The organism is Providencia sp. wls1916, from assembly GCF_009706585.1.
In the GTDB taxonomy this organism is placed as follows: domain Bacteria; phylum Pseudomonadota; class Gammaproteobacteria; order Enterobacterales; family Enterobacteriaceae; genus Providencia; species Providencia lanzhouensis.
In genome coordinates, this window is the sequence record NZ_WLUL01000009.1 from 354,752 (window position 1) to 372,853 (window position 18,102).

Annotated in this window: 17 protein-coding genes; 6 read left to right on the forward strand and 11 right to left on the reverse strand. The window is 41.5% G+C overall.

The window, feature by feature from the left end; translation table 11 throughout:
- Positions 1 to 152 precede the first annotated feature (152 nt).
- Together gapA and GKR61_RS04840 are read left to right on the forward strand one after the other, a co-directional pair.
- Entirely contained in the window at positions 153 to 1,148 is a 996-nt protein-coding gene (gene gapA, locus GKR61_RS04835; RefSeq protein WP_006658762.1) for a glyceraldehyde-3-phosphate dehydrogenase, read from the forward strand.
- Positions 1,149 to 1,395: 247 nt separating this feature from the next.
- Positions 1,396 to 2,289, forward strand: coding sequence for a D-hexose-6-phosphate mutarotase (locus tag GKR61_RS04840; RefSeq protein ID WP_036956471.1), 894 nt, complete (start codon positions 1,396 to 1,398; stop codon positions 2,287 to 2,289).
- Between the two features lie 102 nt (positions 2,290 to 2,391).
- Here the strand turns inward: GKR61_RS04840 and GKR61_RS04845 are convergent, their stop codons facing one another.
- The 3 genes from GKR61_RS04845 to GKR61_RS04855 all read right to left on the reverse strand — a co-directional run bounded on the left by GKR61_RS04845 (position 2,392) and on the right by GKR61_RS04855 (position 5,717).
- On the reverse strand, positions 2,392 to 3,144 hold the full coding sequence (locus GKR61_RS04845; RefSeq protein WP_036956469.1) for a MipA/OmpV family protein: 753 nt from the start codon (positions 3,142 to 3,144) through the stop codon (positions 2,392 to 2,394).
- 170 nt (positions 3,145 to 3,314) lie between these two features.
- Positions 3,315 to 4,379: an alanine racemase gene (gene alr / locus GKR61_RS04850; protein ID WP_154639585.1), complete on the reverse strand. Its 1,065-nt coding sequence runs from the start codon at positions 4,377 to 4,379 to the stop codon at positions 3,315 to 3,317.
- A gap of 36 nt (positions 4,380 to 4,415) precedes the next feature.
- Positions 4,416 to 5,717: a D-amino acid dehydrogenase gene (locus GKR61_RS04855; RefSeq protein WP_154639586.1), complete on the reverse strand. Its 1,302-nt coding sequence runs from the start codon at positions 5,715 to 5,717 to the stop codon at positions 4,416 to 4,418.
- Between the two features lie 406 nt (positions 5,718 to 6,123).
- Here GKR61_RS04855 and GKR61_RS04860 point away from each other — a divergent pair, with 406 nt between their 5' ends.
- Entirely contained in the window at positions 6,124 to 6,480 is a 357-nt protein-coding gene (locus tag GKR61_RS04860; RefSeq protein ID WP_154599217.1) for a hypothetical protein, read from the forward strand.
- A 74-nt stretch (positions 6,481 to 6,554) separates the two neighbouring features.
- Here GKR61_RS04860 and fadR read toward each other — a convergent pair whose 3' ends face one another.
- Complete coding sequence (gene fadR / locus GKR61_RS04865) at positions 6,555 to 7,271, reverse strand: fatty acid metabolism transcriptional regulator FadR (RefSeq protein ID WP_036956460.1); 717 nt, start codon at positions 7,269 to 7,271, stop codon at positions 6,555 to 6,557.
- A gap of 220 nt (positions 7,272 to 7,491) precedes the next feature.
- Here fadR and nhaB point away from each other — a divergent pair, with 220 nt between their 5' ends.
- Positions 7,492 to 9,042, forward strand: coding sequence for a sodium/proton antiporter NhaB (gene nhaB / locus GKR61_RS04870; protein ID WP_154639587.1), 1,551 nt, complete (start codon positions 7,492 to 7,494; stop codon positions 9,040 to 9,042).
- A gap of 326 nt (positions 9,043 to 9,368) precedes the next feature.
- Positions 9,369 to 9,884, forward strand: coding sequence for a disulfide bond formation protein DsbB (gene dsbB / locus GKR61_RS04875; RefSeq protein WP_036954894.1), 516 nt, complete (start codon positions 9,369 to 9,371; stop codon positions 9,882 to 9,884).
- A gap of 64 nt (positions 9,885 to 9,948) precedes the next feature.
- Here dsbB and GKR61_RS04880 read toward each other — a convergent pair whose 3' ends face one another.
- From GKR61_RS04880 to GKR61_RS04890, 3 genes are all read right to left on the reverse strand, one after another.
- Entirely contained in the window at positions 9,949 to 10,254 is a 306-nt protein-coding gene (locus GKR61_RS04880) for a DUF333 domain-containing protein (protein WP_036954891.1), read from the reverse strand.
- 56 nt (positions 10,255 to 10,310) lie between these two features.
- Positions 10,311 to 10,643, reverse strand: coding sequence for a DMT family transporter (locus GKR61_RS04885; RefSeq protein ID WP_108478060.1), 333 nt, complete (start codon positions 10,641 to 10,643; stop codon positions 10,311 to 10,313).
- Positions 10,644 to 10,750: 107 nt separating this feature from the next.
- Positions 10,751 to 11,950, reverse strand: coding sequence for a sugar transporter (locus GKR61_RS04890; protein ID WP_036954884.1), 1,200 nt, complete (start codon positions 11,948 to 11,950; stop codon positions 10,751 to 10,753).
- 238 nt (positions 11,951 to 12,188) lie between these two features.
- Between GKR61_RS04890 and GKR61_RS04895 the strand changes: the two genes are divergently transcribed.
- Positions 12,189 to 12,410, forward strand: a complete 222-nt coding sequence (locus GKR61_RS04895) for a DUF2594 family protein (protein WP_036954881.1) — start codon at positions 12,189 to 12,191, stop codon at positions 12,408 to 12,410.
- Between the two features lie 270 nt (positions 12,411 to 12,680).
- Here the strand turns inward: GKR61_RS04895 and GKR61_RS04900 are convergent, their stop codons facing one another.
- The 4 genes from GKR61_RS04900 to GKR61_RS04915 all read right to left on the reverse strand — a co-directional run bounded on the left by GKR61_RS04900 (position 12,681) and on the right by GKR61_RS04915 (position 17,989).
- The gene (locus GKR61_RS04900; protein ID WP_036954877.1) at positions 12,681 to 14,117 is read right to left on the reverse strand and encodes a YfcC family protein; all 1,437 of its coding nucleotides are present in this window, start codon (positions 14,115 to 14,117) and stop codon (positions 12,681 to 12,683) included.
- 42 nt (positions 14,118 to 14,159) lie between these two features.
- The gene (locus GKR61_RS04905; protein ID WP_036954874.1) at positions 14,160 to 15,290 is read right to left on the reverse strand and encodes a M20 family metallopeptidase; all 1,131 of its coding nucleotides are present in this window, start codon (positions 15,288 to 15,290) and stop codon (positions 14,160 to 14,162) included.
- Positions 15,291 to 16,158: 868 nt separating this feature from the next.
- Complete coding sequence (htpX, locus tag GKR61_RS04910; RefSeq protein ID WP_036954871.1) at positions 16,159 to 17,043, reverse strand: protease HtpX; 885 nt, start codon at positions 17,041 to 17,043, stop codon at positions 16,159 to 16,161.
- 190 nt (positions 17,044 to 17,233) lie between these two features.
- A complete protein-coding gene (locus GKR61_RS04915; RefSeq protein ID WP_036954869.1) occupies positions 17,234 to 17,989 on the reverse strand; it encodes a cell envelope integrity/translocation protein TolA in 756 nt (251 codons plus the stop codon).
- Positions 17,990 to 18,102: the final 113 nt, after the last annotated feature.

Sequence of the window (18,102 nt, forward strand, 5' to 3'; positions counted from 1 at the left end):
ATTTGCTGCTGAAGTGACTGACAAATATGCAGATAGTGGTATCAGAATTGATTTTTTTCAATAATTGACACGATTCCGCTTGACGGCTGGCAAGGTTTTGGTAACTTTAAGTACATCTTAATTCACGAAATAAAATAGCTGGTGGAAATACTATGACTATCAAAGTAGGTATTAATGGTTTTGGTCGTATCGGCCGTATCGTTTTCCGTGCTGCACAAGAGCGTTCTGACATCGAAATCGTTGCTATCAACGACCTACTCGATGCAGAGTACATGGCATACATGTTGAAATACGACTCAACTCACGGTCGTTTCAACGGTACTGTTGAAGTTAAAGATGGTCACTTAGTTGTTAACGGTAAAAAAATCCGTGTTACAGCAGAGAAAGATCCTGCGAACCTGAAATGGAACGAAGTCGGTGTTGATGTTGTTGCTGAAGCAACAGGTATCTTCCTGACTGACGAGACTGCTCGTAAACACATCCAAGCAGGCGCGAAGAAAGTTGTGTTAACTGGTCCTTCTAAAGATGACACTCCAATGTTCGTTATGGGCGTTAACCACAAAGCTTACGCAGGCCAAGAAATCGTTTCTAACGCATCTTGCACAACTAACTGCTTAGCTCCACTGGCTAAAGTTATCAACGACAAATTTGGTATCGTTGAAGGTCTGATGACCACTGTTCACGCAACCACAGCAACTCAAAAAACTGTTGATGGTCCATCTCACAAAGACTGGCGTGGTGGTCGTGGTGCTTCTCAGAACATCATCCCATCTTCAACTGGTGCTGCTAAAGCTGTAGGTAAAGTTATTCCTGAGCTGAACGGTAAACTGACTGGTATGTCTTTCCGTGTTCCAACTCCTAACGTTTCTGTTGTTGACCTGACTGCACGTCTGGCGAAACCAGCAACTTACGCACAAATCTGCGACGCTATTAAAGAAGCTGCAGAAGGCGAACTGAAAGGCGTTCTGGGTTACACTGAAGACGACGTTGTATCTACCGATTTCAACGGCGAAAAACTGACTTCAGTATTTGATGCTAAAGCAGGTATCGCTCTGAACGATAACTTTGTGAAACTGGTTTCTTGGTATGACAACGAAACTGGCTACTCTAACAAAGTTCTAGACCTGATCGCTCACATCTCTAAATAAGCGTTGTTAAGTAATCAGTGTGACTGAGCCGCCTTTTGGCGGCTCTTTTGTATCTTTCATACATTCAAAATTAAAGCCCAGCTCAATATACTCCAAGCTGCGTCCCCCGCTTCATTCAATGCCGCTTGCAGTATCGTGAGTTTGTTATATTGTTATTTCTAGTTACTGCCCTATTTATAGGCGCTGCTCTATTTATAGTCGCTGATTTAGGTCGTGATGATGGACCAACAACCACAGGCGCAAGACAATGCATGATAAAATTTTTGCTTTACCTGTTATCAAACAAATTTCCCCTTACATTACCCAACGTCAACTTGGGGATTTACCACTGATCGTCATTTCGCATCCAAAAGTGCGTGGTGCCGTGAGCTTGCAAGGTGCCCACTTAATTGACTGGCAACCCGCAGGTCAAAAACCCTGTCTTTGGCTAAGTCCCGAAAGTGCATTTAAAGAAGGGGTTGCCATTCGTGGTGGTATTCCTATTTGCTGGCCATGGTTTGGTCCTGTAAACAGCCCTAGTCACGGATTCGCCCGTATTTTACCTTGGCAATTTACGGCTCATAATGAGCATGATTGTGGTGTGATCCTCACCTTTACCCTGACGGACAACGAATACACCCGCAAATTATGGCCTCATGAGTTCACGCTGATTTTACGTATGAAGCTCGGGGAAACCTGCGAGCTTGAGTTAGAAAGTTATGGTGACTTCGAGGCTACCGCTGCATTACACAGCTATTTCAATATCAGTGATATCCAGAAAGCCACCGTTTATGGTCTTGGTGGACATTACATTGATAAAGTGGCTGACAGAGAAGCCTATATTTCAGAGCCGCTGAAATTTAATAAGCACACTGACCGCATATATACCGAGCCGGAAGAATACAGCTTATTGCGTGATGATGGCTGGAATCGCACCATTGAGTTACATCATTATCATCACAGTGATGTGGTGTGCTGGAACCCTTGGGCAGAATTATCGTGTAGCATGCAGGATATGCCTAATAATGGTTACAAACAGATGGTTTGTGTAGAAACAGCTCGCATTCATATGCCAATGAAATCCGAAGCGCAAAACCCTTCTCGCCTTTCTCTCGTGATGGTATGCCGCGAAAATAAACCGCAGCCACAGCAAGAACAATAAACATAAAACCAAACGTAAAATAAGTGTAAGAATAAATGCAAAAATAAAACCCCAAAACAGCCTAGCCATTTTGGGGTTTTTTATTCTATTCCAGTGTATGAATTAGAAGGTGTAAGTCACACCGCTCCACATAATCGCCGAATAAGATTTATTGACCATTGGGCTGTCTTTTACTTCACTAGACAGTTTATCAACACGGCCCAGTGCAAACAGAGACCAGCTGTCTGTCATTTTGTAATTAGCTGACAGCTCCACATACGGTGTCCAGCTTGAGTTTGGTTCATAACGCTTTAATCCGCTGTTGGCAGATTCTTTGGATGTCACACCGAACTCATAACGGTTCAGTTTCGCGCTATCCCACTTGATACCTACACCTGGCGTTAAAGACCAGTTATCACCTTTAAATGCATACAGGTAAGCTGCTTCTGCACGCATCCCTTCGCTTTCCCATAACATGTCGAGAGAGCCATTGAAACGCAATGTACCCCAGTCAGCATTATGACGGTAAGTAAAGCCACCCATCACAGTATCGCGACGACGATCCAGCTTACGCATGTCAGCATCATCATTATCTTTTGGTTTAAAGAAATGTGGGTAGTAGTATGCATCTAAAGACAACTGGTCAACTTTATCATTCCATAGGTAATAACCTACAGCCAAAGTACGGAAGTAAAAATTTTCACTTTCATAATTTACAACGGGAACAGGCGAAATATAGTCGCTCGTTTTGATGCCTTTATACGGTGTTGCTTGCGCTAATACAGAGCCTCCAACAGACCAAGTTCCAGCAAACGCAGCACTTGAAGCCGCACTTAACGCAATGGCAAGTGAGGTTATTTTGATTGTTTTAGACATTTTAAATTAAACCCAAATTATTCAGATGAAGTTAACAATAAACAATGAATAACGTGGGAAATTTCACCCACGTTAATGAGATGGTTCACATTTAAAGCTAAATTCCCTTAATTGTCTATCTTTCTCAACAAAGAATCTATGCCAAGTGAATGAATCGAGATGCTTTTTTATTAAAAATCAATAGGTACTCGACGTGCTAGCGCACATAATAATTCGTAACCGATTGTACCCGCCGACTGTGCCACATCATCAACAGGTAAGTTCTCGCCCCACAACTCTACTTGAGAGCCAATAGCCGCTTCAGGACAGTCACTAATATCGATCGTTAGCATATCCATAGAAACAGCACCTAACAACGCACAACGCTGTCCATGACACCAAACTGGCGTTCCAGTTGGCGCATGACGAGGATAGCCATCAGCATAACCACAAGCGACCGTTGCGATACGCATCGGTTTTCCTGACGTAAACCTGCTACCGTAACCAATGGATTGACCTGCTTCAATATCATGGACTGCAATAATTTCAGATTGTAACGTCATCACCGCTTTTAAACCATATTCAGCAATATCGCCCCATTTGCCACTCGGAGACGCACCATACAGCACAATCCCAGCACGAACCCAATCATAATGAGTATTTTTATGCCATAAAACTGCACCCGAATTTGCAATGCAAGTCGGCAGTGATAACGGTGAAAATTGCTGGATTTTCGCTAACGGCACTTGTGTTCCTTCTACCAAATCTGAATTTACAAAATGGCTCATTAGTGTCACATCAGCGACATTTTCCATTTGGTTCAGTTGAGACACAATATCCGCATACTCATCTACCGAAAAACCTAGGCGATTCATTCCACTATTGAGCTTAATATACACAGAAATAGGTTTGCTTAGTGGAGCTTGCTCAATGGCAGCTAACTGCCAGCGACTGTGTACGCTGGTTGTTAACTGATACTGGTCAATAACGGCCAAATCATCGGCTTGGAAGAAACCTTCCAATAATAAAATTGGTCCCTTCCACCCTTCATTTCGCAATAAAATGGCTTCATGGAGATCTAAAACGGCAAAACCATCAGAATCTTTTAGTCCACGCCAAATTCGTTTAATACCATGACCATAACCATCTGCTTTCATGACTGACCAGATCTTCGCTTGACCAATTTTCTGGCGGATCACTGCTAAATTATGTTCTAAATTATGTTGATGAATGACAGCACGAATTGGGCGTGGCATTGCGATTCCTTATTATTGATATTTTGCGTCGCTCAATTAACGCGCAGGCGATAAATGACCAGTACTGACTAATTTCGTATTAAAACCATCGGTATACCTAAATACCGATAAATCATCCGCCGCGATGTCTGGCGTATTCCCTGAAATTAAGTCAGCCAACAATTTGCCAGAGCCGCAAGCCATTGTCCAACCTAAGGTTCCATGTCCCGTATTCAAATATAAATTGCTAAATTCTGTCGGTCCGACAATAGGGGTGCCATCTGGTGTCATTGGACGCAATCCTGTCCAAAATTGCGCTTGGCTAATATCGCCACCACCTTGGTAAAGGTCTTGCACTACCATTTTCAGGGTTTCACAACGTTTTTTCAGTACATCAAGATTAAAACCAACCACTTCCGCCATTCCCCCGACGCGAATACGCTGATCAAAGCGTGTCACTGCAATTTTGTAAGTTTCATCCAACACTGTAGAAACAGGGGCGCGTGATTCATCGATGATTGGCATCGTCAATGAGTAACCTTTCAGAGGGTAAACCGGAATTTTCACCAATTGCTGCAATATCTGTGTGGAATATGACCCCATGGCAACGACATATTGATCCGCCAGCAAAATCTCGCCGTCGACCTTAATGCCGCTAATGCGCTTACCATCCGTTAAAATTTGCTCCACATGACAACCAAAACGGAATGTTACCTCGGCTTGCTCCGCCATTTTTGCCAGTTTTTTAGTAAATTGCTGGCAATCCCCCGTTTCATCGTTTGGTAAGCGTAGCCCCCCTGTCAGCTTATGTTTTACAAAAGCCAATGCAGGCTCAGCCGTAATGAGCTGTTCTGAGGTCAGTAATTCGTATGGCACACCTTCTTGCTGTAAAACCGCAATATCATTGGCAGCATTATCAAACTGTTTTGCGGTTCTAAACAACTGTAACGTACCGCCTTGGCGACCTTCATAGCCAATACCAGTATCTGCTCTAAGTTGGCGTATACAATCACGACTATATTCTGCGATTCGCACCATACGGCTTTTGTTCATGGTGTAGTGCTGCATGTCGCAGTTTTTCAGCATTTGCCACATCCAACGCAATTGGAACAGGCTACCGTCGGGTTTGATCGCTAAAGGAGCATGTTTTTCAAACATCCATTTTACGGCTTTAAGAGGTATCCCCGGCGCACCCCAAGGGGTTGCATATCCTGGAGAAATTTGTCCAGCATTTCCTGCACTGGTTTCTTCAGCCACATCAAGCTGTCTATCAATGACGCAAACTTCATGCCCTTCTTGTGCTAGATACCACGCAGTGGTAACACCAATAACGCCAGCACCTAAAACGAGAACTTTCATAGAACCCCTCAAGAGAACAAAATGGAATTACTGTTAGCATAATATTCTAGTTTTTATTTTCCAATACAGTTGATTAACATTTTTAACAAAAAAGACAATAAAGCTGATTAAGCGCCTTTTAAATTTGCAATGCAGCTTATTATTTCAGGTTAAAAATCCTCGAAAAAATATATCCAATTGAATTAGATACAATTAATTTAAAGACCACTTCCAAAAAAAAATAAAATTCAATATTTTGTGCTTTAATTTGAGTGCAATATATTATGTGCCAATTTAATTAACTTCATGGTCACTTCACTTAATACTGAAAAGTTATAATTCTCTAGGTTATTCAACTGAAATATCTGTAGTGATTGATATTCCTATCCAACATAAATTCAAAAAGTTAATTAAAGGGGGTAGCAACATGATGAGAAAGATCTTTTCTGTAGGACGATTAATGGGGATAGGTGCTATTTTGTTTTTATTCGCTCATATGAGTTTTGCAGCAGTGCTTTGTGACCCTGTAGGAAAAATACGTATTGAGATAGATGGAGACAATGTCTGTTTTAGCACAACCCGCATACCTGAATGTCCAATTTATGCATTACCAGCAACCACAAGTAGATTAAAAGTAGGTTTCCGCTGTCTAATAAATGATGACTCTATAAATTTGTCAGATGATAATTTTATAGATAGGGTGGTTAAAGAATTATCAAACAAAGAAATCGATCATTACAACATCGTTACGATAGATGACTCCTGCACTTGCTTACTAAATTAATATTTGGAATATGACTAATAGCAATAAAAAAGCCAGCGCTAAGCACTGGCTCTTATCGGAAAAGAAGTAATGAATTAAATATTATTTGCGAGATCAGATGGCATATTACTTTGCATATTGTGCCAGATTACCCCGCTATCTTTACCATAGTTTCTGACGCAATCCATAATACGGTCATAAGCTTGCTCGCGACATAAATTGCTTAGCTGTTGATAAAAGCTTAACGCTAAACGACGCGCTTCAGGGTTAGAGAAATAATAACGCCCAACACGGGTGTATAACCCTCGTAATCCATTAATAATTAAGCCGTAGATTGGGTTGCCTGATGCAAATGCCAGACCACGGAAAATATTGTAATCCAAATCGCTAAATGCATCCGAATTGTCTTCAACCTTATCTTTACCCGATAACACTTCTAATGAGGCTTCCGGATCATTACGAAATGCTGTACGAATAAAAATAGCAGCGATATTAGTACGTACTGCCAATAAGTTATCAATTAGCTGAGGCACGCGGTCGTGATCAAGCTTTGCCAGCGTTTCCAGAATATTTAATCCTGACGTTTCCCAGTAGTTATTGACCTTGGTTGGCTTACCATGTTGAATAGTTAACCACCCGTCACGGGCTAAACGCTGTAAAACTTCACGTAATGTCGTACGGGTTACGCCGATTAATTCAGATAGCTCACGCTCCGCGGGTAAGATAGATCCTGGAGGAAAACGATTGTTCCAAATACTCTCAATAATATACTCTTCCGCAAAACCTGCCGGACTTTGAGCTTTAATAACCATATTTTTATTATTCCAAACATTTTTAGACGGACTACGCGAAAGCATACCAGATTGTCACAATCTGAGATAGTTAGCTTTCCAATAAACCGTAGGTGAATCGTAAAAACCCCATATAATTAATGGATTATCTATTAGCAAATAAGCTTAAATTCTATAAAAGATAAGAGTAGTATGTAACGCGCTGTCACACAACACCAGTTAAAGAGGATTAAAAATCATAATGGATTTTAGTTTAAGAAGAGCATTCTTGAAGAATTTTTTGGGAAATTCTCCAGATTGGTACAAACTTGCTATCATTTTGTTCTTAATAATAAACCCAATTGTTTTCTACTTTGTTAACCCGTTTATCGCCGGTTGGTTACTCGTCATTGAATTTATTTTCACCTTGGCGATGGCACTAAAATGCTACCCATTACAACCTGGTGGTCTATTAGCCATTGAAGCTGTGCTAATTGGTATGACTTCTCCTGCACAGATTTCTCATGAAATCAGTAATAACCTTGAAGTAGTTCTGTTACTGATCTTTATGGTAGCTGGCATCTACTTTATGAAGCAACTTCTGTTATTTGTGTTTACGAAGCTGTTAATAAACGTCCGTTCTAAACGAATTTTAGCGTTGTCATTTTGCTTAGCAAGTGCGTTTTTATCCGCTTTTTTAGATGCTTTAACCGTCATTGCTGTGGTCATTAGCGTTTCTATTGGTTTCTACTCTATTTACCATCAATATGCATCTAGCCAACCTAGCAATACGGATCTACAAAATGATTCCTTCATTGATACGGTTGAGAAAAAGCAGACGCTGGAACAGTTCCATGCGTTCTTACGTAGCCTAATGATGCATGCGGGTATCGGTACTGCCCTTGGCGGCGTAATGACCATGGTGGGTGAACCACAAAACCTGATCATCGCAAAACATGTTGAGTGGGATTTTATTACCTTCTATCTGCGGATGGCGCCTGTCACTATCCCCGTTTTCTTATGTGGGCTGGTAGTCTGCTTCCTCGTTGAGAAGTTCAAAGTATTTGGGTACGGGGCTGAATTGCCCGATACCGTGCGCCAAGTATTAACCGAACACGATAAAAAAATGAGTGCTAAACGCAGTAAAAAAGAGCAAGCACAGCTTATCGTTCAAGGTCTTATCGGTATTTGGCTAATTCTCGCGCTGGCATTTCACCTTGCCGAAGTGGGTCTGATTGGTCTGTCCGTAATCATTCTTGCCACGACATTCTGTGGGATCACTGAGGAACACGCACTCGGGAAAGCCTTTGAAGAAGCCTTGCCGTTTACTGCCCTACTGACGGTCTTTTTCAGCGTTGTCGCCGTGATCATTGATCAGCAGCTATTTACGCCATTTATTCAGTATGTACTGCAATCCTCTGAATCATCGCAACTGTCCCTATTCTATCTGTTTAACGGGTTGCTCTCTGCGGTATCAGATAACGTGTTTGTCGGTACCGTGTATATTACTGAAGCATTGAAAGCCGCTAACGCAGGCTTAATTTCAGCCGAGCAATATCAGCACTTAGCGGTCGCCATTAACACCGGAACAAACTTACCGTCGGTTGCAACGCCAAATGGACAAGCCGCCTTCTTGTTCCTGTTAACCTCAGCACTGTCTCCACTGATTCGTCTGTCTTACGGTCGAATGGTGTGGATGGCATTACCATTTACGGTTGTAATGACAATCGTCGGTCTGTTAGGTGTTGAGCTATGGCTTATCCCATTAACTGATTGGATGGAAAGCTTAGGGTTAATTTCTATTCCACGTTGATCAATATTGATTGTTCAGATTCTGGATTTAAAGCCGCATATTTATGCGGCTGAGGTTGATGACAAAGAGGGATAAAAGCGTGGTTTTTCCCTCTTTGTGTTATCAGGCGAAAATCAATAAATTGATTTTCCTCGTTAATATTACAACCCAAAAGAGCCACTTCCAAACCTGATGGGCTTGGAAATGGTCTGAGCCGCATATTTATGCGGCTTTTTTTGTAATAAAACGTAAAAACTAAGCTAATCTTATTCTAATCTGATTTTGCTGCTTTTTTTATCACCCAGATAGAGGCAAAATAAGCCGATTATTGATGAAGGGAATTTATTATGTTCAGATTTTTTAATTACTGTTCTCAAGGACGGTCAGCCTGGCTACTTATGGCATTCACTGCTTTTATGCTTGAATGTGCCGCTCTGTATTTCCAACATATTATGAAACTGCAACCTTGTGTAATGTGTATCTATGAACGCGTTGCATTGATGGGAATTATTGCGGCCGGTTTAATCGGAGCGATTGCACCGAAAAGCACCGTCGTTAAAGTGATTGCGATTGTGGTTTGGCTGTATGCGGGTTGGCGTGGATTAGACCTTTCATGGGAACATACCATGCTGCAACTATACCCATCTCCGTTTGCATCGTGTGATTTCTTTGTTAATTTCCCAGACTGGTTACCACTTCAAGAATGGGTACCTTCTGTGTTTGAAGCGACAGGTGATTGTGCGGTTAGACAGTGGGCATTCTTAGGGTTAGACATGCCGCAGTGGTTAGTCGGTATTTTTGCAGCTTACATCTTAGTTGGCATCATCGTTGCGATCAGCCTCTTCTTCCCAAGCAAAAAATAGCCTTTCTTTTTCGCCCATCAACTGTGCTTGATGGGCGATTCAAATCATTAGCTCACAAAAATACTTAGATACACGCCCCGCTACGGATTGCCGAAACGGCACAACGACGCCCATTTGCAAATTGGCAAACTGGGGTCTTTTCACCATTGAGTTCTAAATTCAGTGAAGGCAGCCCACCAGCAGAAGTACATGCCTCTTGAGCACCGGGACCTAAATTCACCACTTGCTGAGCATATTGAGAACCGGACGTTTCTGCTCTTGTCATTTTACTGTTATCAGGGCTACTGCACGCTGAAAGTAAAATGGATAATACGGTAGCTGAACCCATTGCCACGACTGTTTTTAACAGCGCCTGACCTTTCCTTTTCATTCTCTTTCTCCGATAGTATCAGCGCTGTTTTGAGTCCCACTATGTTTTGAATCTCATTAATGGGTACCACTTTTAGAAAACAGGTTGATGACTAATACACCAATGATAATTAATAGCATACCAATAATTGCGGGTAAATCGAGTTTTTGGTTATAAATATAGATAGCCGCCACAGAAACCAACACAATTCCCAATCCTGACCAAATAGCATACGCAATCCCCAGTGGCATCACCTTCACGACTTGGGAAAGCCCCCAGAAAGAGACTGCATAACCAATAATAACCACTAAAGAGGGCCAAAAACGGCTAAAACCATCTGATGCTTTTAATGTTGTAGTCGCAATCACTTCCGCAATAATGGACATTAATAAGAAGCTCAATCCTTTCATCGTTCACCTTTCTCTATTTTTTAGCCTAAAATTTGGCAGAAATTTAACACACAAAAAAGCACCGCACTAACCTTTAATTAGTACAGTGCCAAATGAATAAATCTAGCTTAATAATTAGCAGCAGTTGACTGTTTTTCTGCAAAAGCTGAGCGATAGCGGGTATAGATAAACACACACCAAGCAAGTGCTAAAAGGCTGATAATTGCCCCCACATACCCAATATTGGTCATTCCCATATGGGTAATCACTTGGTTCCCTAATAATGCCCCAGCACCAATTCCAATATTAAATAACCCAGAGAAAATCGACATCGCGACATCGGTCGCATCTGGCGCTAAATCCAATACTTTTACTTGGATCCCAAGGCTAATACACATGATCGCCATACCCCAGAATATACAGGTACCAATCAACGTCCAAACATCGCCACTTAGTGGCATAAATAACACTAAACAAAGCGTCAGTAAGGTCATCGATACAGGTAAGAATGAGAGCGTAAAGCGGCTACTGTAGCGGCTAAACAAGACGCTACCAAAAATACCAGCCCCACCAAAAATTAATAATAACAGTGTGGCAAAATTTTGGCTCTGTAAGGCAATATCACGTACAAACGGTTCAATATAGCTATACGCAGTAAAATGAGCCGTAATGACGACGGTGATTAACACAAAGACACCCATCAATGCGGGACGTTTAAACAGAACCGGTAGGCTTTTTAATGAACCGGAATGTTCGCTCGGTAAACGTGGTAAAAAGCGTAATAACGCAATCAGGGTTAATAACGCAAGTACGCCGATACACAAAAATGTTACTCGCCAGCCCATCCATTGCCCAATCACTCGCCCTAACGGTAATCCCAACACGGTTGCCAGTGCCGTTCCCGTTGCGAGCAAGCCCAATGCTTGCGCTTTTTTACCCGCAGGCGCGACGCGGATCGCCAATGATGCGGTAATCGACCAGAAAACTGCGTGAGATAATGCGATACCAATACGTGCGATAATCAGCACTTCAAAATTCCACGCAATCCCACATAGAATATGGCTGAGAATAAAGACAACAAACAAAATTCCCAGTAATTTTCGCCGCTCAAATTTCCCCGTCATCAGCATTAATGGCAGAGACATCACCGCGACAACCCACGCATAAATGGTGATCATCAGCCCCGTATGGGCAACGGTCATATCAAAACTTTCAGCAATATCACTCAGTAATGCGACGGGAACAAATTCGGTGGTATTAAAGACAAAAGCCGCAACGGAAAGCGCCAATACACGGATCCATGCAGTGCTTCGAGAAACCTGGGACATGGTCTACGACATCCTGTTGATGATAATTAAGGTAAAGAACAACCTTTAGTACATTTTTGTGAATAATATCACATTCTCCATTCATCTTTAAAGGATTGAAAATTATCATGTTCACACTATTTTTTCATAGAGAAACAGTTATACCCCTATAATTTTCATGTCAGTTTGAAAAGCGACAGAATCATTTCTTCTATGCTACAATCTGCAAATTACTTTTTATTCTTACAGGAATTCCTAAATGAAAACCCATTTTCCAACTGAGCCAGACGTAAACGCATTAGCAGACGAAGTAACTTGTTTAAAAAATCTTGTTACTCATATGCTTAAAGCTATCGGTCAGGCTGATGCGGGTAAAATTCTGATCAAAATGCAACGCGAAGTCGCTTCGATGGAAGATGAGAAGCAAGCTGAGACTTACAAAAACATTTTAGAACAAATCAAGACAGGTTATCGCCAATAAGAGCTTTAGCGATAAATGCGATTCTAAGCGCTAACTCAAAACAGCGAACTAAAGTGCACAAAAACCTAAGTTTCGTTCACTAGGATCCTTTATCTTTGATCTCGAATTAAACCATTCTTTATTCATTTAGCTCCCCCTTCAGATCCCTATGAAGGGGGCTTTTTTTTGCCTAAAATCCTGCCGACTCATTACCCAAAAACAAAAAGCGCCACTCTTTCGAGTAGCGCTTTGACAAATACCCTGTCTGTCTACATAACGTGATAGGCGAACTTAAATTGGGCCTAAATTCGTCATGACTGCGTAAACAATCGAGATAATCGAAATAATGACCCAAGTTAATACCAACGGCCAGATAAACTTCAGCCACTTGGTGTATGGGATTTTCGATGTCGCTAATACCGCCATCAAAATACCTGATGTTGGGTTAATACAGTTCACAACACCCTCGCCCATTAATACCGTTTGAACGGTAGTTTGACGGGTGATTTCTAACAGATCGCCCATCGGGGTGAAAATAGGCACTAAAACTGCCGCTTCACCGGAACCTGACGAAATAAAGAAGTGCATGATAGCAGCGGTACCGAACATAGAAAGCGCAGATAATGTTTTTGGTAATCCATCCATCAGAGAAATAATCGAATTCACGATGGTGTCTAAGATCATGCCATCCGCTAATACAATTGCGATGGCACGCGCCATGCCAACAATAAATGCCCCGCCGACCATACCTGCACAGCCTTTCAGGAAGCCGGTTGCAATATCATTCGGTGACATTCTGTTCAGTACGCCCACCCCCACGCCTAAGATGATAAACATAGCCATCATCTCTTTCTCGCCCCAGCTCCACTCAATGGCACCGAAAATAAAGCCAATTAAACAGAATGCGGCATAGGATAATGTAATGACGTGACGTAAAGAGATTTTTGAGGTCTCAAATTGGCTGTCATCAATCTGAACTTCTGGACGCACCATCCCTTGGCGACGGCTTTTCTTCGCGTACAAAGTTAAAAAGATAATCCCTGCGATCACAAAGCTAATATAAACCACCGTGCGGAAGCCAAATGCTGATAGCAGCGGAACATCGGCTAAACCTTGAGATAACCCGACGGTCATCGGTGCCATTACCGAGGCGTTAAAGCCGGAGTAAGCCGCAACATAGACAATCGCTGCGCCAAACTTGTCATCCATTCCGACTGACTTCGCCACCAATAAACCTATTGGCACGAAGGCAATTATCGAGTTCACCACAATCCCAGTGGTACCCAAAATTGAGAACACCACAAAGAAGATAGTGATCAACAAAAAGTCATTAAGCTTTTTACTGCGTGAAATATTACTCAGAACTTTGTTGATTGCGCCCGTTGTTTCAAGCAGATGTAACGCGCCACCAGTAAAGATAATCAAGAAAATGATCGGAGCCGCTTTAACTAGCCCGTCAGCGATCGACGTGAAAACCTGTCCAGGTAAAACGCCATGCTGTTCAGGTAAACGCTCATAACTCCCCGGAATGGTATAGGAGCTCTTAACTTGGGTTTCCACACCATCTTTGATAGTTGTGATAACTTTCGTTTCAGAGGCATACTGCCCCGCAGGAACGATCCAAGTCGCAACCGCTGCCGCGACAAGGATGAAAAAGAGCAATACATACGGGTTTATCCCATCAGAACGCTTTTTTTGTGGTGGTGGTGTTGTTGATGTTATTGCCATAGATTTATCCTGTTGGATTATTATTTGTTTTGTTAGTCATAATTACTGCGTAATGCGTTTTAACACATTGAAAAATAGCTGAGCGCGCTCAGTTAAAGAGGGAATTTCGAGGTACTCTTTGTCACTATGTTGATAGCCACCAATTGGACCTAAACCGTCTACCGTTGGCGTACCCACACCAGCGGTAAATGAGGCATCAGAACCACCACCTGTAGAGACATCTTCCAGAGCGATTTCTAGTTTGTCAGCTTCTTGTTTGATGATGTCGATAAGCGCAGCGCTTTGTGCTGTTTTTGCCATTGGTGGACGGTTGATCCCACCAGTCAATGAAAGTTGAATGCCGTTTAACACAGGCTGGCTACACACTTCACGTACTTTCTTGTCGATTTCAATACCTTGCTGCTCAGAAGAGATCCGCACATCAATTTCTGCACGCGCATTTGGAGCGATGGTATTGACGGATGTTCCACCAGTAATCAGACCCACGTTCACTGACAGCCCTTTATCGTGCTGAGAAAGTGCATGTAAGCTTTGGATTTTGAAAGCAAGTTCTTGGATAGCACTGATCCCTGCCTCAGGAGCAATACCAGAGTGAGACGCTTTCCCTTGAATGGTCAGAACATAGGTTCCCACACCGCGACGAGCGCTGACAATGGCACCATTCGCGCGCGCAGGCTCCATCACTAACGCGTAACGTTTGCCTTTCGCACATTCCTCGATGACCGGACGTGACGAAATAGAGCCTATCTCTTCGTCGCAGTTCAGCAGCACTTCAATTTTTTTGTAGCGTTCATCGTTGGTGGCATAAAGCTGTTTGATCACCTGATGCACCATGACATGGCTGCCTTTCATATCGATAACACCAGGACCATAGGCTCTATCACCCTCAATGCTAAATGGTCTTTCCGCTACTGTGCCTTTTGGAAATACAGTATCAAGATGCAGCAAAATCAAAATTTCAGGCGTGGTAGATGGGTGATAAAGACGATAGTTATTACCCAATTTTTCATTTGGGATTATCTCAACTTCAAAGCCCATTGATTGGTAACGTTCACACCAGAATGCAGCGTGATTATCAACACCCTCTTTATCGTATGAACCGGATTCGGTATTAACCACTTGCTTTAATAAATCCAGCATCTCTGCTTCGTGTACTAAAAATTCATTGTGCATGTTGAGTTCCTATTATTTTATGGCGAGATATTTCACTGAGAAAATTGGCTCCCACGCGATAAGATTTTTATTCCAAACAAAATGAAATGTTTATTACTCATAGCCGATAATATTATCGTCATATTCCATTTGACGCGCAAAACATAGCGTTATCTATGCACATTTTATGCATATACAACAACGATGAGTAAAGCCAGATTTAACCCAAGGAGAAGAAACCCTATGATAATTCGACACTTACTTTGATTGAAAAGGATACTTTCGCACCATAACATAACAGATTAATAAATTACAAATAATTATTAATGCATAAATATGCTCTATTTTTTGATTTTTTCAAAAAGTAATAGTTACAGAAAGCAATTATAAAAATATATAAAATAAATATATTAATTATGGTAAATAATCTTCAGAAATTAATGGCAGGCTATTAATTTTAGCTAACCGTAAATATGCAATATTACACGTGGTATTTATTTTTTTATTCACATGATTTAACGCCAATAACGCGTATATATCTTTCTAACTTTATTTAGATTTAAATAACCCCAAAGGAGTATTTAGCCTATTTACTCAACATTTACTCAATAAATAAGCGTCAATACCTATAAAATAGTCGTAATTTTTAAACTGAAGGTTTAATTCGATTCAATCTGAGTGCCGTTTTCTTTCAGTATATTTATTTAACTCTCTTCAGCATAAAATACCTGTCACTTTTCTTTTACTAGCACACTGCTTTACTGGCACTATTCGCTGAAATAGTTAGATAAAATGATAAATCGAATACGGCGGGGATAGTGGTAGGATGAGTAAATAAAAAAGGGAAACATGATGTTTCCCTTTCATTTTATCGTATTAACATCGTAGGCTATTTCAGATACTGGCCTGAACGTAATGCTTCAATACGTTTATCTAATGGTGGGTGAGATAAAAACAGTTCGCTAAATGCTTTACCACGACCATTGATACAAAATGCCATCAAACGCCCTTCTTCTTGCGGCTCATAGCTTGTTTTCAGGCGTTGCAGTGCAGCGATCATTTTCTCTCTACCGACTAATTTGGCAGAGCCTGCATCCGCGTGGAACTCACGGTAACGAGAGAACCACATCGTAATGATACTCGCTAAAATACCAAACACGATTTCTAATACCATCGAAACGGCAAAATAAACCATTGGGTTACCATTGCTGCTTTCACTTTCATTGTCATTGTTGTTTGACATAAAGCCAGCCGCAACTTGCGCCAAAATACGTGAAATAAAGATAACGAAGGTATTCACAACCCCTTGCAATAAGGTCATGGTAACCATATCACCGTTAGCGACATGGCTGATTTCATGGGCAATAACTGCTTCAGCTTCATCACGGCTCATGTTTTCCAATAAACCCGTACTTACCGCAACCAAAGAAGCATCACGGCGTGCGCCCGTTGCAAATGCGTTGATATCCGGTGCATGGTAAATTGCCACTTGTGGCATTTTGATACCGACTTGCTGGGACTGACGGCTAACAGTGTTAACTAACCACTGTTCCATCTCATTACGTGGATGCTCGATAACTTCCCCACCAACGGACTTCAGCGCCATCCATTTGGACATGAGCAGCGACACAAATGCACCACCAAAACCAAACAATGCCGCCATGATCAGCAGACCTTGAGCACTACTTCCACGTATCCCGGTTAAACTTAAAATAATCCCGAACACAAACATAACAGCTAAGTTTGTGAGCAAGAATAAAGCAATTCTCATCATTTTTTATAGGTTCCTTGGTCAAAACAAACATCACGACAAATTTACTTCATAAATAAGGTTTTTTCACACCATTTCAAGCCCATTAACAGGAAAAAGTCATAAAATAACATATCTTTACACACAGCAATAAAAAATGCCGTTTTAATAAACGGCATTTAAATGATAACGATAAGGCACTACGAGAAAATGATCAGCTCACTTTACCTTTAGTTGGTTTGCCTTTAGACACTTTTGCGGTTGTTTTTGCTGCAGCTTTAGCTTTGTCGGCTTTTGCTTTATCCGCTTTTGCTTTGTCTGCTTTCTCTTTTGCTGCTTTGGTTTTGTCTTTCTCTACCGCTTTAGCTTTGTCGGTTTTTTCCTTCACCGATTTAGAGGTTTCCTTCTCTTTAGCCTTGGCTTTATCTGCTTTTTCTTTCACTGCTTTTGCAGATTCTTTATCGGCAGCTTTAGCTTTATCTGCTTTCTCTTTTACGGCTTTAGAGGTTTCTTTGTCAGCAGCTTTTGCTTTATCCGCTTTCTCTTTTACAGCTTTAGAGGTCTCTTTCTCTGTTGCTTTTGCCTTATCTTTCACCGCTTTCGATGTTTCTTTCTCAGCAGCTTTTGCCTTATCAGTTGCTTTTGATGCTTTATCTTTTGCAGTTTTACTCATGTTGTCACCTGTCTCTTTGATAGAATCTACCGCAGATGGTTTGCTGGACTGCTTTGCCACACCCGCCCCAATACCTGCACCAATACCTGCACTTTTATTGATTGAGTTTTTTAGCTCATTTGTACAGACTTGCTCTGAACGACTGGTTGTTCCGTCATTACAGATAAATTGCCCGCTATCACAACGAGCAATTCCGCCTTTAGCGCCTGAACAAGGGTAGTTACTTGCATTCGCAGAACCCATTGACGACATCATGACCGCCATGACAGTTAATAAACCTACAGATAATTTACGCATTGCTTTGCCTCATTAATAAGGGATATTACTAACTGAAGTGTAGGATATTTTTGAAAAAGCGAAAGAAAACCTACTATTTTTTTAAACAAAAATTTAGGTTTAGTTGAAGTTAA